We start from the raw sequence: 15,356 nt of genomic DNA on the forward strand, positions 1-15,356 counted from the left end.
GTATGGGGACTTTTAGTAATATAATAGGAGGGGGCGTATTGTTGTTGACAAGCATGTTTGCGTGTAACGACCCTATGGAAGTAGATAATGCGGAACTGGAAGTGTGGGCTGATGAGGTAGTTGTACCGGCAGGAAAGAGTGTAGTTTTCAATATTTCGGGTAATGCGAAATTGATTTCATTCTATTCGGGTGAGTGGGGTAATGATTATCGGTACAAAGATGCGGGGCGACAATTACCGATAGAATCTTTGGAGCTTAATTTCGGGTCATTGCTTAGTAATGCTAAACAGAAAAGTGAGCGATATGTGCTTTTGTCGACAGATTTTAATGGTAATTATAAAGATATAGGGGCAATACAGAAGGCGACATGGCAGGATGTCACGAGTCATTTTACTCTGGCCGGGTCGAATAATGAAACAGAATCGGGAACTTTAAACCTGGATGATTTTGTAATTCCGGGGAAACCGTTGTATATTGCGTTTCGATATTTGTGTTTTCCAATAGCATCAGAGTCGGGTGCTCCGAGTTGGCGTATCAACCGTCTTTTACTGAATGCGAAAACGAAGGAGGGAGATATGAAGGTTGCCGATATCTCTACTACGGCTTATACTGCAGGATTTAATATTGTTGATTTCGGAAAAGGGACAAATATGGAAAGTATCAGTATTGTATCGGCTTCGTTGGTGAGGTTACAAGGAAAGGACGGACCTACGGAACAGGGGAATGAGGTATGGGCGATTTCGAAAGGTATAGATACGGGAGTCTTGCCGCTCTTGCCTGATGTTGCCGTTCCGGTGAAGGGTGTGGCTGATGCTGATATAAAGCAATATGTACATACGTATATGACTCCGGGTAGGTATACGGCAGTTTTTGTCGGTAGTAACGTAACTGCCGGACATCGTTCGGAGGTGGTGAAAAGTGTAGAAATTGAAGTTTTACCATGAGTGTTAGGGTGATGTGTAGATATGTGAATTTAGTTGTTATTTTTATTCTCATGGTACCGTTAGTATTATCGTGCCAGTCGGATGTTTTGGCCGGCAAGGATATGAACGGAATGGAGGCTGTGTGGCGGTCGTCTGCCGATGTGCCCGGTCATCCTCGTTTGTTCTTATTGAAAGGAGAAGAGGAGAATATCAAAGCGATATTGGCTGATGTGCAGTATGCAAAGGTACATAACGGGATATTGTCTACTGCGGAAAATTTGTTGTCTAAGCCTCTTTCTGAACGGGTATTGACCGGTAAGAGGTTGCTGGATGTATCGCGTGAGTGCATTAAGCGTATATTTTACTGGTCTTATGCATACCGGATGACTGCTGATTCCCGTTTTTTGAAAAGAGCCCGGCAGGAGATGTTGGCTGTTGCAAGTTTCAGTGACTGGAATCCTTCTCACTTTCTGGATGTTGCGGAGATGACAGTAGCCATGTCTATAGGGTATGATTGGTTATATGACGACTTGCCGGATACAGAAAGGGCTTTGATAAAGGACGCTATTTTGAAGAAAGGGTTGGAGCCTTCTATGGATTCAGAAAATAATGATTTTCTTTGGAAGGCCAATAATTGGAATCAAGTATGTAATGCGGCTATGGTTATAGGTGCTCTGGCTCTTTATGAGGATGATGAGGAATTTGCGAAGGAGATAATAACTCGGTCTGTAGCTTCAATAAAACTGGCTCTGTCCGGTTATGGAATAGATGGAAATTATCCGGAGGGATATGGTTATTGGGGATACGGCACTTCTTATCAAGCTATATTTTTCTCAGCATTGCAGAAGGCGTTACAGACGGACTTCGGGTTGTTGATTGATGTACCGGGATTTGATAATTCAGGGCAGTATGCTTTGCAGATGATAGCTCCGTCATTGTTGTCTTTCAATTATTCGGATACTGACAGCGGTACGTCGATGAATCCTACATTATTTTGGTTTGCCCAGCGGGAACATGATTCTTCGCTTTTATGGATAGAGCGGCAGCAGATAGAACGGGCTACGTCATTTTCGTACCGTTTACTTCCTTTTTTATTATTATGGGCTTCTGAAGTCGGTTCGATAGATGTGGTTGCCCCCCGTAAAAATGTATGGGTGGCTCGTAATGCAAATGCTGTGGCTGTGATGCGTACATCATGGAGTAATCGGGATGCTATTTATGTCGGTGTGAAGGGAGGCTCTCCGGCGGAGAGTCATGGACATATGGACGTAGGGTCGTTTGTTTTGGAGGCTCAAGGGGTACGTTGGGGAATAGACCTGGGTATGCAGGATTATAATTCGCTGGAGTCTTATGGTCTTTCGATTTTCGGGACGGAACAGGATTCGGAACGTTGGAAGGTATTTCGTATGAATAACTTTTCGCATAATACATTGGCTGTTGATGGACAGTTACAGCGTGTCGACGGGGATGCTTCTTTTATTTCTTATTCGGATAATCCGCTATTTATGAATGCCGTGTTGGACCTTACCCCGGTGTACGAAGGCCTGTTGCAGGAGGTAAGGCGTGGTGTTGCTATTATAGATAATGGCTTTGTCGTGGTGCAAGATGAGATAAAGACATTGAACCGGATGTCGACGGGTGTACGTTGGTCAATGGCTACCCAAGCGGCTGTGGAAGTTGTAGACCGGAATACATTTTGTCTTTCCCAGGGTGAAAGGCGTTTGTTAGTGGAAGTCGTACAACCGAGGGATGTGGTTTTGAAAGTATGGCCTGCCATCGGAAAGTATGAGTATGATGCTTCGAATGAAGGATGCAGTTTGATAGGATTTGATACGTGGATTCCAGGTAATGTATCACGTACGTTACAGGTAAGACTGATACCGGAGTGTTCTCCTACTTCGGGGCAGGATGTGCCTGCGCTGTCGGAGTGGAAAGTAACCAGTTATTTGTAAATATAATAGATATTTTTAATGTGATGAGAAATTTGATTTTTAGTATGATGTGTGTGGTGACTGTATGGAGTGCGTGTACGACACAGGAACCTATGGAGAATGTAATCGAGAGAGGTTTGGAACGGGCTGTGATACAGTCGAAGGGCATGGCTGAAGAGCTGTTGGGGAAGCCGGATTTATTGCCCAGAAGTATGGATAAAGAGGGCCGGTTGACGACTTCGGATTCGAGATGGTGGACGAGTGGTTTTTTCCCGGGAACATTGTGGTATTTGTATGAAGCTACGGGCGATTCTGAACTGAAAAAGTATGCAGAAATATATACTCAACGTGTCGAGAGGGAGAAGAATACGACAGATAATCATGATGTGGGCTTTATGCTTTATTGCAGTTTTGGAAACGGATTGCGAATAACGGGAAATCAGTTTTATAAGTCGGTATTGTTGCAAGGAGCTGAGTCTCTCTCGACGCGTTATCATGCCGGAGCCGGACTGATACGTTCGTGGGATTCTCATGAAGATAAATGGCAATATCCGGTAATTATTGATAATATGATGAATCTTGAATTATTGTTGTGGGCAAGTAAGAATTCGGACAGTACGAAATATAGAGATATTGCCCTGAAACATGCAGATAAAACCATAAAAAATCATTATCGTCCGGACTACAGTAGTTACCATGTAGTGTCGTATGATACGATTACCGGAGAAGTAGAGAAAAAGAATACGAACCAGGGATATGCAGATGAGAGTTCGTGGGCAAGGGGACAGGCTTGGGGACTTTATGGATATACGATGATGTATCGTGAGACAGGTATTGGTCGTTATCTTACTATGGCTGAAAATATTGCGAATTATTTGTTACATCATCGGAACATGCCTGCAGATGGAATTCCTTATTGGGACTTTGATGCACCAGAGATTCCGAATGCCAAACGTGATGCTTCGGCAGCGGCTATTATGGCTTCTGCTTTTATAGAGCTGAGTACTGTAACGAAAGACAAGAAACTTTCGGAGTCTTGTTTGAAAATGGCAGAAAAACAATTGCGGACATTGTCGTCGGATGCGTATCTGGCTGCACCGGGAACAAATGCTCATTTTGTTCTGAAGCATTCAGTCGGTAATATGCCGATAGATACGGAGGTGGATGTTCCTTTATCTTATGCCGATTATTATTATGTAGAGGCTCTTTTACGTTATAAAAAATGGTATGATAAAGTATAGTGCAGTTATGTGAGATATTATTATGTATCTTTATATGGCTGTGTGGATCTTGTTTTTTGATTTTTTTGCCTATATTCGGTAGGGGTGTATGCGAAACGGTCTTTAAAACATTTTTTGAAGTATTTCGGGGTTGAGAATCCTAAGTCGTAGGCGATTTCGCTTATGTTCATTTCGGTACGGGTAGTCAGCATTTCGGCCGCTTTTTTGAGTCGTATGTCCATGATGAAGTTGTTCGGAGTGAGCCCTGTAATACTTTTTAGTTTGGTGAAGAGGGTCGTGCGCCCGAGACCTATTTCGGTGGCAAATGTATCGACACTAAATTGTTCGTTGAAGAGATTTTTCCGGACGATTTCGGTTGCCCGATTGAGCAGTTCGTGGTCTAACGGGTTGGTTGCCATTTGGGGAATATTGAAATCGGGGTCTTCCCGGTATCTTTGTTGCATGATTTTACGATTGTTGATAAGGTTGTTGCATCGGATAACCAGCAGATTGATATCGAAAGGTTTGGTAATATAATCGTCGGCACCTATCTTCAAACCTTCTATTTTGTGCTCAATAGCCGATTTTGCGGTAAGCAATACGACTGGAATGTGGCATGTGTCGAGGTTCTTTTTGATGGTTGTACATAATTCTATTCCGGACATGCGAGGCATCATGATATCGGATATGATGATATCGGGGCTGTTTCGTCGTACTTTTTGTAAACCTTCTATGCCATCGCAGGCTACGTCAGTGTCGTAGAAAGGAGTGAATGTTTCGACAAGCAGTTGTACGAGTTCTTTATTGTCTTCGACGATGAGCATTTTCCCTAATTTTTGAGTGGGTAACTCAATGATATTTTCGGAAAAGGTGCTGTCGGGTTGTATGGACTCTTGTAAATTTTGTATATTTTCTTCTTGTATACGGGTAACGGAGGTTTTGAAATGAGCGTCTCCTTTTTTGAGTTTTATAGTAAAGGTCGTACCGTTCCCGAATTGGCTGTTTACAGATATATGTCCGCCGTGGGCGTCGACGATGCTTTTTGAGAATGTAAGTCCGATACCGGTGCCTTTGTGTTGTGTTTCTGTTTCTTCACACTGGTAGAAAGGCTCGAAAATGTGGTTTAGTTCGTTGGGCTTTATTCCAGTGCCTGTGTCGGAAATGGCAATGTCTACAGAACTATCGGTGTCGGATACGACTATTTTTATTTCTCCGTTCGAAGGAGTGAATTTAAAAGCGTTGGAGAGTAGATTGTTGAAGACTTTTTGCATCTGACGTGTGTCTATCCATATTTTTATTTCTTTGTCGGGGCATTGGGTGGTAAATTTGATTTTTTTATTAGCAGCGTATTCTTTGAAAAGTGCTGATATCTCTTCGATGAAAACAGAAATGTCGGTATGTGATATTTTCAGTTTCATGTACCCTTGCTCCTGTTTTCGGAACTCGATAAGTTCTTCTACGAGCTTTTTGAGATTATCGGCATTTTTGTATATGTTCAGGACTTTATGTGTGGCTGTAGGTGATAGATTGTATGATTTCAACAGAGAGTCGGTTTGTCCTAATATTAAAGTCAGAGGGGTATTGAATTCGTGTGATATATTGGTAAAAAAGCGAAGCTTTGATTGCGTGGCTTTTTCGGTCATAAGCTTTTCTTTTTTCTCGAATTCGAGAGATTGTTTCAGATATAACCGGGTATGTATTTGTCTGTAAAACCAATAGCTAAAACCGGCAATCAAGATAATATAAGAGAGGTAGGCATACCAAGTTTTGTAAAGTGGTGGCAGTATGCTGATGTTGATTGATTTGCAGATGCTTGGATATTCTTTGATACGGGTTTCGAGAGTATAGTCTCCGGGGGGGAGACTGGTATAGGTGGGCATCTGATGGTCGTTCAGAGTAAGCCACTTGTCATTGTACCCTATCAAGCGATATTGGATGTTGAGGATGTTTGATTTTATGTAATTATCGGTAGCAATTTGTATCGAAAATACATTGTAGTCATGTTTGAGTTTTATATTATTGGTAAACGAAATATTTTTATTGAGGATGTTATCCGGGTCAGATGTATTTACTTCAATGTTATTTACATACAGATTATTAAACCAGATTTTCGATGGTTTTATCGGAGTCTGTAACAGGTCCTTTTCTTTGAATATGACTAATCCGGTGACTCCTCCTACGTATATATCCTGATTTTGTGATACGAGGAGCGAACCGTCGTTGACCATAGTCAGAGGAAAACCTCTTTTGTAATCGTAGTTGGTAAATTGCCCTTTTTCAGGGTCGAGTATGGATAGTCCGGCACTTGTACCTAAAAGCAGGCGTCCGGAAGGTAACTCAGTTATGGCTGTAATATTGTTGTCCAATAGCCCGTCCGCTGAATGAGAGTAGTGTGCGAAGGTTTTATTGACGGGGTGGAAGAGGTTGAGTCCCCGGTCCATAGCTACGGCCCATATTCTGTTTTTACTGTCTTGGTAGAGCGATGTAATAATAGTTCCGCTTAAGCTTGATGTATCTGTCCGGTTATAATTGTAAAAAGAGAGTTTATCGAGATGGGGGTTATAGGTGTATAACCCGTTATACGTTCCGAACCAAATGTTTCCTTGATTGTCGCTGAGCAGGCTCAGTATGCTGGGTTCCAATCCATATTTATTTTTGTCAGGAAATGCAATGATAGAATTGTAGGGACGTTCGGGGTCGAATATTCCGAGCCTTTGGCTTGCTCCGATAAGGAGCTTGTTTTCCCAAGAAGTAATTTTAAGATTTTTCATTTTGGCAGAATATGCCGTAATTTGCCCGGTTTTTATATCGAAACGGTTGAGTCCGTTTTCTGAAAATCCAATCCAAAGGCAGTCTCTTTCGGAATCGTAATATATTTCTTTGAGATTGAGTCTGGACAGGCCTTTTCTGTAATTTTTGAATCGGGAAGTGCGGGGAGAGTATGAGTATAGTCCACCTCCTTCTGTCCCTATCCATATAGTGCCGCGCTTGTCTTCCACGAATTTGGTGATGACGGGGAAGTCGAGCCCGTATTTGCCGGGAGGGTAGTATGTGAATGGCTGAGACCGGAAATTGATATAATTGATACCTCCGAAATAGGTGCTGATCCATATCGTGCCTTGAATGTCTTTGTAAAGAGCAGTGATAGATTCGGATGTAAGGGCTGACGGGGAATCTATATTGGAATGGAAGTGTTCGAAGGTGTGCTGTGCCGTGTCGAGTCTGCATAATCCGAATTGGGAACCAACCCATATTTTCCCGGTGTTGTCTTCGCAGACGCATCTTACAGAATCGCTGATGAGGGTATGGGCACTTTGACCTTTGCGATAGTTTTTCAAAATCTGTCCTGAACGGTTGAGTTTTAGCAATCCTTTACCTAACGTTGATACCCATAAATAATTTTGTGTATCTTGGAAAATGTGTTTGATGGAGTATTCGGGGATGTAATGGTGTATATTGTTGTTCCTATCAAGTAGGTAAAGACCTTTGTTGGTACATATCCAACAGTTTTGGTCTGAGTCTTCAAATATATTGTAATATATTTGGTTATGGGGATTGTCAAGAATAGCGGTGCGTGTAAGGGTGGGTGATGTACCGGGATGATATTGGTATATGGTATCTCCTACGCAAAGCCAAGTTTGGTTTTTCCCCTGATATATAGCCGAGACATTGTTTTTTATGATTGTAGTGAATGTCTCGGTCTGCATATCGAATTTTATGAAAGATTGATGGGTCCGTAAATAAAGATGCCCGTTTTTATCCCCAGTAATGTTATTGATTAGCGAGATGTTCAGTTGCTTATCTTTTTGAGTATTGGAACGATATGTTTTTATTTTATTGCCGTCATAACAATTGAGGCCGGCACGGGTTGCAAACCACATACGACCGATTTCATCCTGATATATGTCGTTGGCGGAAATATGGGACAATCCATCGTTTGTTGTAATGTGATTGAACCAGTATTGTTGACTATATGTCTGTCCTATATAAAAATACAGCAATAATGTGCAGAATATAAATCTTTTCATATTTTCATGGTATGAAACTGACAAAATGCAAATTTATAAAAATCCTGTACGGGTTTGAATGGTACAGAGAGTATGCAAAGTTAGTAATTTTTTTACTTTTTTGGTTGACAAGAGTCGTTATTGGACATTTATTATTACTTTTGGATGTGAAAAGGGATTGGTGCCATGATAATGTTTTCTATTTACAAGTATTTTTCGGGCCATCATATAAATGAGATGTAATTTTCTACTATTTAATTATATATCATGAGAAAAAACGTTATGCTTTTTGTGGGTTTCTTTTTGTGCACGTTGTTGTTATCGGCACAAAGAAACATGAATAAAGATTTTGTAAATATACGTATGGTTCCTGACCATCAGGACTGGACGTATAAAGTGGGTGAGAAACCTCGGTTGAAGGTGTCTGTGGAGAAAAGTACTACTCCTGTGGGCAGTGTCATGCTGACTTATGCTATAGGCCCGGAGATGATGGCTCCGACATTGACGAAGAAGGTAACTTTGAAAGATGGTACGGGTACGATAGACATGGGGACTGTGAAAGAACCGGGATTTTTGACCTGCAGAGCTACGGTGGTTGTCGATGGAACGACTTATTCGAACTGGGTTACGGTCGGTTTTGAGCCGGAGAAGATACAGCCTACTGTGCCTTATCCGAAAGATTTTGTCGAATATTGGGAAGGGCAGAAAGAAATTGCCGATAGGGTCCCTTTGGATGTGGAAATGCAATTATTGCCTGACCGTTGTACTGCGAAGGTGAATGTGTATGAGGTTAGTTATGCTGTAAATAAGAGCGGTGCTCGATTTTACGGGATTTTGTGTATACCTAAGGCTGAAGGTAAATATCCGGCAGTATTGCATGTTCCGGGAGCAGGGGTGCGCCCGTATAATGGTGTGATAGATATGGCAGAGAAGGGTATTATTACGTTGCAAGTCGGTATCCACGGTATTCCGGTGACATATCCCGACCGGTTGTATCGGGATTTGAGAACAGGAATATTGCAGAGTTATAATACCTATAATTTAGACCAGAGAGATAATTATTATTATAATCGGGTTTATATTGGTTGTAAAAGGGGTGTGGATGTTATTTTCTCGTTGCCTCAGTTCGACGGTGAGCGGGTGGCCGTTACAGGAGGCAGCCAAGGGGGAGCGTTATCGGTTGTTGTTGCTGCCCTTGACTCTCGTATCAAATGCTTGTCGGCTTTTTATCCTGCATTGAGCGATATGACGGGATATTTGCATAATCGTGCAGGTGGATGGCCTCATATGCTTCGTAATGCGGAGACTGTGAATCGGGCGAATAATACCAAAGAGAAGCTGGAGACAATCAGTTATTATGATGTTGTCAACTTTGCCCGCCAGCTCAAAGTACCGGTGTTTTTTTCTTGGGGATATAATGACCAGGTATGCCCACCTACTTCTACTTATTCGGTATATAATGTGGTGACAGCTCCCAAGTATTTGATGCTTATGCAAGAAACGGCGCATTGGGCTTATCCTGAGCAGTATCGTGCCGGGAACGATTTTATATTGAAGCAGTTTAATCTGAAATGAGGAATTTGTTGTATTGCAAACACGGTATTTGAAGACAAAAGGCGGATAAATATCTGCCTTTTGTCGTTTTTTTATAACTTTGCCGACGTAGAAGTATAAAATCAATTTTGTATGCCATTAAATATTCCGGTCAATTTGCCTGCAGTCGAGCTGCTGAAGAATGAAAATATTTTTGTGATGGATGACTTACGGGCGTCTTCTCAGGATATACGTCCGTTGCGTATTGTTATTCTTAATTTGATGCCGTTGAAAATAACGACCGAGACGGACTTGATACGGTTGTTGTCGAATACGCCATTGCAGGTAGAAATTGATTTTCTGAAAACGGCATGTCATACTTCTAAAAATACACCGGTGGAACATATGCAGATGTTCTATAAGGAGTTTGACAGGGTTCGTAACGAGACTTATGATGGTATGATAATAACGGGTGCACCGGTAGAATTGATGGATTTCGAAGAGGTGGATTATTGGGATGAGGTAACGGAAATTTTTGATTGGGCTCGTACGCATGTTACTTCTACTTTATATATTTGCTGGGCAGCTCAGGCAGGCTTATACCATTTTTACGGTGTTCCGAAGTATAAACTGGGGAAAAAGATGTTCGGAGTATTCAAACATAAGGTGAATGATGTGCAGAATCCTATTTTTCGAGGGTTTGATGATGAGTTTTATGTGCCGCACAGCCGACATACAGAGGTACGGGCAGAGGATATACGCCGTATTCGGGAGTTGTCCATAGTGTCCGAATCGGAAGAGTCGGGGGTGTATATGGTGATGGCTCGCGGTGGCCGGGAATTTTTTATTACAGGTCATTCCGAATATTCTCCTTATACATTGGACGGGGAGTACCGACGGGACGTATCGAAAGGTCTCGATATCGATTTACCGAAAAATTATTATAGAGATAATAATCCGGAAAAGGGACCTGTTGTGCGTTGGAGAGGACATGCGAATTTGTTATTCTCGAACTGGCTCAACTATTTCGTATATCAACAGACACCTTACGATATCAGGGAGATAAAATGACGGTACGACGTAAGATAGAGTTGTTGTCTCCCGCGAAAAATGCAGATATCGGGATGGAGGCTATTAACCACGGTGCGGATGCGGTGTATATCGGGGCTCCGAGATTTGGAGCCCGGGCTTCTGCGGGGAATAGTGTAGGAGATATCGAACGGTTGGCGGCTTATGCCCATAGTTTCGGGGCACGTGTGTATGTGGCATTGAATACGATATTGCGTGATGATGAACTGGAGGAGGCAAGGGTAATTGCGTATGAGTTGTATAATGCGGGGGCGGATGCTCTGATTGTACAGGATATGGGCCTTTTGCAGTTGGATTTGCCGCCTATTGCTTTGCATGCGAGTACGCAGACCGATAATCGTACGGTGGAGAAAGTTCGTTTTCTGGCTGATGCGGGTTTTTCTCAGGTAGTTTTGGCACGGGAACTTTCTTTGCAGCAGATAAGGGATATACACCGGGCTGTAGATGTACCTTTGGAGGTATTTGTACATGGTGCATTGTGTGTAAGTTACAGTGGACAGTGCTATATGAGTGCTGCTGCTTGTGGGCGGAGTGCCAACCGAGGGGAGTGTGCACAATATTGCCGTCTGCCTTATACATTGACTGATGCCGATGGCCGGGTATTGGTGCGGGATAAGCATTTGCTATCCTTGAAGGACTTGAACCAGAGTGACCGGCTGGAGGACTTGCTGGATGCGGGAGTTTCGTCATTGAAGATTGAGGGTCGACTTAAAGAGTTGTCGTATGTGAAAAATGTTACGGCTTATTATCGTCTTCGGTTGGATGAGATTTTTAAGCGACGGGAGGAGTTTGCCCGGTCGTCGGATGGTCATACGGAGTTATTTTTTACACCGGATGTATCGAAGAGTTTCAACAGGAGTTTTACTCATTATTTTTTGAACGGACGGACATCGGAAGCTATCATTTCACCGGATACGCCGAAATCGGTGGGTGAGTTTGTAGGGGTGGTCAAGAGTGTCGCCGACCGTTTTATTACTGTGTCGGGTGTACATTCTTTCAGTAATGGTGACGGTATCGGTTTTATCAATAGAAAGGGTGTCTTTGAAGGTTTCCGAGTAAATAGGGTGGAAGGGAATCGTTTGTTCCCGGGGCAAATGCCGGATATATCTCCAAAGACTCGGTTATATAGGAATTATAATCATGAGTTTGAGAAGGCTCTGAGCCGGAAGTCTGCTGAAAGATTCTTGTATGTGGATATAACACTTTATGATACGGCCTTCGGCTTTGCTTTGGAGATGACAGATGAGACCGGGGTACAGGCTACGATGTCGTGGGAGTGTACTAAGGAGGTAGCACGAACGCTGCAATTGGAAAATCAACAGAGGTTATTGTCTAAACTGGGAGATACGGTATTTCGGGTTCGAAATATAGAGGTAAGACTTGAAGAAAATTGGTTTATTCCTTCGTCTGTTTTGGCCGATATGCGCAGGTGTGTGGTGGAACGATTGATGCTGGCCCGTAGAATTGCTTTCAGGCGTGATGTTCGTAAGGATGTCGATAAACAACGACCGGTTTTTCCTGTAAAGGAGTTGTCTTATTTGGGAAATGTAGCTAATGGTAAGGCGTCGGAGTTTTACGCACAATGTGGTGTACGGTCGGTACAACCGGCTTTTGAAGTATCGTCGCAGGGAAATGTTCCACTAATGTTTACCCGCCACTGTATCAAATATATGCAGGGCTGGTGTCCTAAGCTCGTCCGGCGAGGTGATGTTCCGAAAGAACCTTTGTTCTTGAGTTATAAGGATTCGAGGTTCAGACTGGAGTTTGATTGTCGTCTGTGTGAGATGAAAATCTATAAGGAGTAATACTTTGAATGTCGTTTTTCTGTTGTGTGATAATAAAGTACCTGTTTTGAAAGGTATAGATAGATTATATTCCGGCTGTTGTCTGAGAAAGAAAATACGATTTTCCTTTGGGCTGTGTGTGAAGACAGAATGCTTGTCAGACATGCTATATTTTTTTGTAAAACTTTTGCTGTTTCTGTGTGTGTGAATCACAAGTATTTAGTACTTTTGTAATTTGATAATGCTAAATTTGTATATATGTCTGAGAACAAGAGAATTAAGACCGCATTAGTATCGGTATATCACAAGGATGGTTTGGATGAAATTTTGAAAAAACTGCACGCTGAAGGTGTGAGCTTTGTTTCTACAGGTGGTACACAATCGTTTATCGAGTCGTTGGGGCTTCCTTGCCAGTCGGTAGAAAGTCTTACGGGCTATCCGTCAATTTTGGGCGGGCGTGTGAAGACATTGCATCCTAAAGTTTTCGGTGGTATTTTGTGCCGTCGTGAGTTAGAAGGTGATTTGGAACAGATAAAGCAATATGAGATTCCCGAAATAGATTTAGTGATTGTGGATTTGTACCCGTTTGAGGAGACTGTGGCTTCGGGTGCAGGCGAGAGTGCTATTATAGAGAAAATAGATATAGGTGGTATTTCGCTGATTCGTGCGGCTGCCAAAAATTTTAAAGACGTGATTATCGTTGCGTCTAAAGCCCAATATGGTCCGTTGATGGATTTATTACGCGAGAAGGGTGCCGAGTCATCATTGGAAGATCGTAAATGGTTTGCTAAGGAGGCTTTTGCTGTGTCTTCGGGCTATGATACGGCTATTTTCAACTATTTTGATAATGGTCAGGGCAGTGCTTTCCGGCAGGCCAAAAATAATGCTAAGATTTTACGTTATGGGGAGAATCCTCATCAGAAGGGAGTCTTTTACGGCCGTTTTGACGAAATGTTTGACCAGTTGCAAGGTAAGGAGATTTCGTACAATAATTTGCTCGATATCGATGCTGCCGTATCGTTGATTGGAGATTTCGATGAGTTGACGTTTGCCATATTGAAGCATAATAATGCATGTGGTATAGCATCGCGTCCCACTTTGATAGAGGCTTGGAAGGCAGCCTTGGCAGGTGATCCTGTTTCTGCTTTCGGCGGTGTATTGATAACGAATGGTGCTGTGGACAAGGAAACAGCTGAAGAGATAAATAAGCTTTTCTTTGAAGTAATTATTGCTCCCGATTATGATATGGGTGCTCTTGAGGTACTGACTCAGAAGAAAAACCGTATAATATTGGTACAGAAAGAGATGCCAGCTTCAAAAAGACAATTCCGTTCATTGCTCAACGGAGTGTTGATGCAGGAGCGTGATACTCATATCGAGAAACCGGAAGAGTTGCAGCAGGTGACGGAAAAGGCTGTTGCTGCTGAAGAAATAGAAGATTTGTTATTTGCAAATAAAATTGTAAAACATAGTAAGTCTAACGCTATCGTGTTGGCTAAGAACAAGCAATTGTATGCCAGTGGCGTGGGTCAGACTTCGCGAGTAGATGCTTTGAAGCAAGCTATCGAGAAAGCTAAGTCGTTCGGTTTTGACTTGAACGGGGCAGTGATGGCGTCGGATGCATTCTTCCCTTTCCCCGATTGTGTAGAGATTGCACACAAGGAAGGTATTGATACTGTGATACAGCCGGGTGGTTCGGTGAAGGATAATCTGTCTATCGATTATTGTAACGAGAACGGTGTGGCTATGGTGATGACCGGGATACGTCATTTTAAACACTAAGCGTATTGTGGAATGCCCACAATGCATAAACTAATATTGAAAAGAATATAAGATGGGACTATTTTCTTTTACACAGGAGATCGCTATCGATTTGGGTACTGCCAACACTATTATCATGCATAATGGCAAGATGGTGGTGGATGAGCCTTCGGTAGTGGCTCTTGACAAGCGTACCGACAAATTGCTGGCCGTGGGTGAGAAAGCCCGCCAAATGCATGGCAAGACGCATGAGAATATTCGTACTATACGTCCTTTGCGGGATGGCGTGATTGCCGACTTCTATGCTGCTGAGCAAATGATACGGGGCATGGTGAAAATGGTGAGTTCTAAAGGCCGTTGGTTTGCTCCGTCTCTGAGAATGGTGGTAGGCATACCGTCGGGAAGTACAGAGGTAGAGATACGTGCTGTACGTGACTCGTCGGAGCATGCAGGAGGTCGCGATGTGTATATGATTTATGAGCCTATGGCAGCAGCTATCGGTATCGGTCTTGATGTGGAAGCACCGGAAGGAAATATGATTGTGGATATTGGCGGCGGGTCTACTGAAATTGCAGTTATCTCTTTGGGAGGGATTGTCTCGAACAATTCTATTCGTATTGCAGGTGATGACCTTACAGCTGATATTCAGGAGTATATGCGCCGACAACATAATGTTAAAGTGGGTGAGCGCACAGCTGAGCTGATAAAGATAAATGTAGGTTCGGCTCTCACAGAACTGGCTGACCCTCCTGAAGATTATATTGTGCATGGGCCTAATCAGATGACCGCTCTTCCTATGGAGGTTCCGGTTTCGTATCAGGAGATTTCGCATTGTATTGAGAAGTCTATCTCTAAAATCGAGGCTGCTGTGTTGAGTGCTCTGGAACAAACGCCACCGGAGTTATATGCCGATGTGGTGCGTAATGGTATTTATCTGGCAGGTGGCGGCGCACTATTGCGTGGCTTGGATAAGCGATTGACTGATAAAATCGGTATTCCGTTCCATATTGCAGAGGATCCGTTGCATGCTGTGGCCAAGGGTACGGGTATCGCTTTGAAAAATATCGATAAGTTCTCATTCTTGATAAGGTAATTTATTTTCCCTTGA

Annotated in this window: 9 protein-coding genes; 8 read left to right on the forward strand and 1 reads right to left on the reverse strand. The window is 42.8% G+C overall.

The window, feature by feature from the left end; genetic code table 11:
- Nucleotides 1-2 precede the first annotated feature (2 nt).
- The 3 genes from Cop2CBH44_RS16065 to Cop2CBH44_RS16075 are packed head-to-tail and all read left to right on the forward strand — an operon-like array spanning nucleotide 3 to nucleotide 4,095.
- Complete coding sequence (locus Cop2CBH44_RS16065; protein WP_200755210.1) at nucleotides 3-944, forward strand: DUF5017 domain-containing protein; 942 nt, start codon at nucleotides 3-5, stop codon at nucleotides 942-944.
- Nucleotides 945-994: 50 nt separating this feature from the next.
- Nucleotides 995-2,875, forward strand: a complete 1,881-nt coding sequence (locus Cop2CBH44_RS16070) for a heparinase II/III domain-containing protein (protein WP_200755212.1) — start codon at nucleotides 995-997, stop codon at nucleotides 2,873-2,875.
- A 23-nt stretch (nucleotides 2,876-2,898) separates the two neighbouring features.
- On the forward strand, nucleotides 2,899-4,095 hold the full coding sequence (locus Cop2CBH44_RS16075; RefSeq protein WP_246469141.1) for a glycoside hydrolase family 88 protein: 1,197 nt from the start codon (nucleotides 2,899-2,901) through the stop codon (nucleotides 4,093-4,095).
- Between the two features lie 20 nt (nucleotides 4,096-4,115).
- Here the strand turns inward: Cop2CBH44_RS16075 and Cop2CBH44_RS16080 are convergent, their stop codons facing one another.
- A complete protein-coding gene (locus Cop2CBH44_RS16080; protein ID WP_200755213.1) occupies nucleotides 4,116-8,102 on the reverse strand; it encodes a hybrid sensor histidine kinase/response regulator transcription factor in 3,987 nt (1,328 codons plus the stop codon).
- A gap of 246 nt (nucleotides 8,103-8,348) precedes the next feature.
- Here Cop2CBH44_RS16080 and Cop2CBH44_RS16085 point away from each other — a divergent pair, with 246 nt between their 5' ends.
- The 5 genes from Cop2CBH44_RS16085 to Cop2CBH44_RS16105 all read left to right on the forward strand — a co-directional run bounded on the left by Cop2CBH44_RS16085 (nucleotide 8,349) and on the right by Cop2CBH44_RS16105 (nucleotide 15,341).
- Nucleotides 8,349-9,656 (forward strand): acetylxylan esterase, encoded by a 1,308-nt coding sequence (locus tag Cop2CBH44_RS16085; RefSeq protein ID WP_200755215.1) that lies wholly within the window; start codon nucleotides 8,349-8,351, stop codon nucleotides 9,654-9,656.
- Nucleotides 9,657-9,767: 111 nt separating this feature from the next.
- Nucleotides 9,768-10,685: a homoserine O-acetyltransferase MetA gene (gene metA / locus Cop2CBH44_RS16090; protein WP_021930139.1), complete on the forward strand. Its 918-nt coding sequence runs from the start codon at nucleotides 9,768-9,770 to the stop codon at nucleotides 10,683-10,685.
- Nucleotides 10,682-12,508 (forward strand): peptidase U32 family protein, encoded by a 1,827-nt coding sequence (locus Cop2CBH44_RS16095; protein ID WP_021930138.1) that lies wholly within the window; start codon nucleotides 10,682-10,684, stop codon nucleotides 12,506-12,508. The genes metA and Cop2CBH44_RS16095 overlap by 4 nt, the downstream gene beginning before the upstream one ends.
- 237 nt (nucleotides 12,509-12,745) lie before the next feature.
- The gene (purH, locus tag Cop2CBH44_RS16100; RefSeq protein ID WP_021930137.1) at nucleotides 12,746-14,269 is read left to right on the forward strand and encodes a bifunctional phosphoribosylaminoimidazolecarboxamide formyltransferase/IMP cyclohydrolase; all 1,524 of its coding nucleotides are present in this window, start codon (nucleotides 12,746-12,748) and stop codon (nucleotides 14,267-14,269) included.
- Nucleotides 14,270-14,321: 52 nt separating this feature from the next.
- Entirely contained in the window at nucleotides 14,322-15,341 is a 1,020-nt protein-coding gene (locus Cop2CBH44_RS16105; RefSeq protein ID WP_021930136.1) for a rod shape-determining protein, read from the forward strand.
- The last annotated feature ends 15 nt before the right edge of the window (nucleotides 15,342-15,356 follow it).

Source organism: Coprobacter secundus subsp. similis (assembly GCF_015097275.1).
Taxonomy (GTDB): Bacteria; Bacteroidota; Bacteroidia; order Bacteroidales; family Coprobacteraceae; genus Coprobacter; species Coprobacter secundus.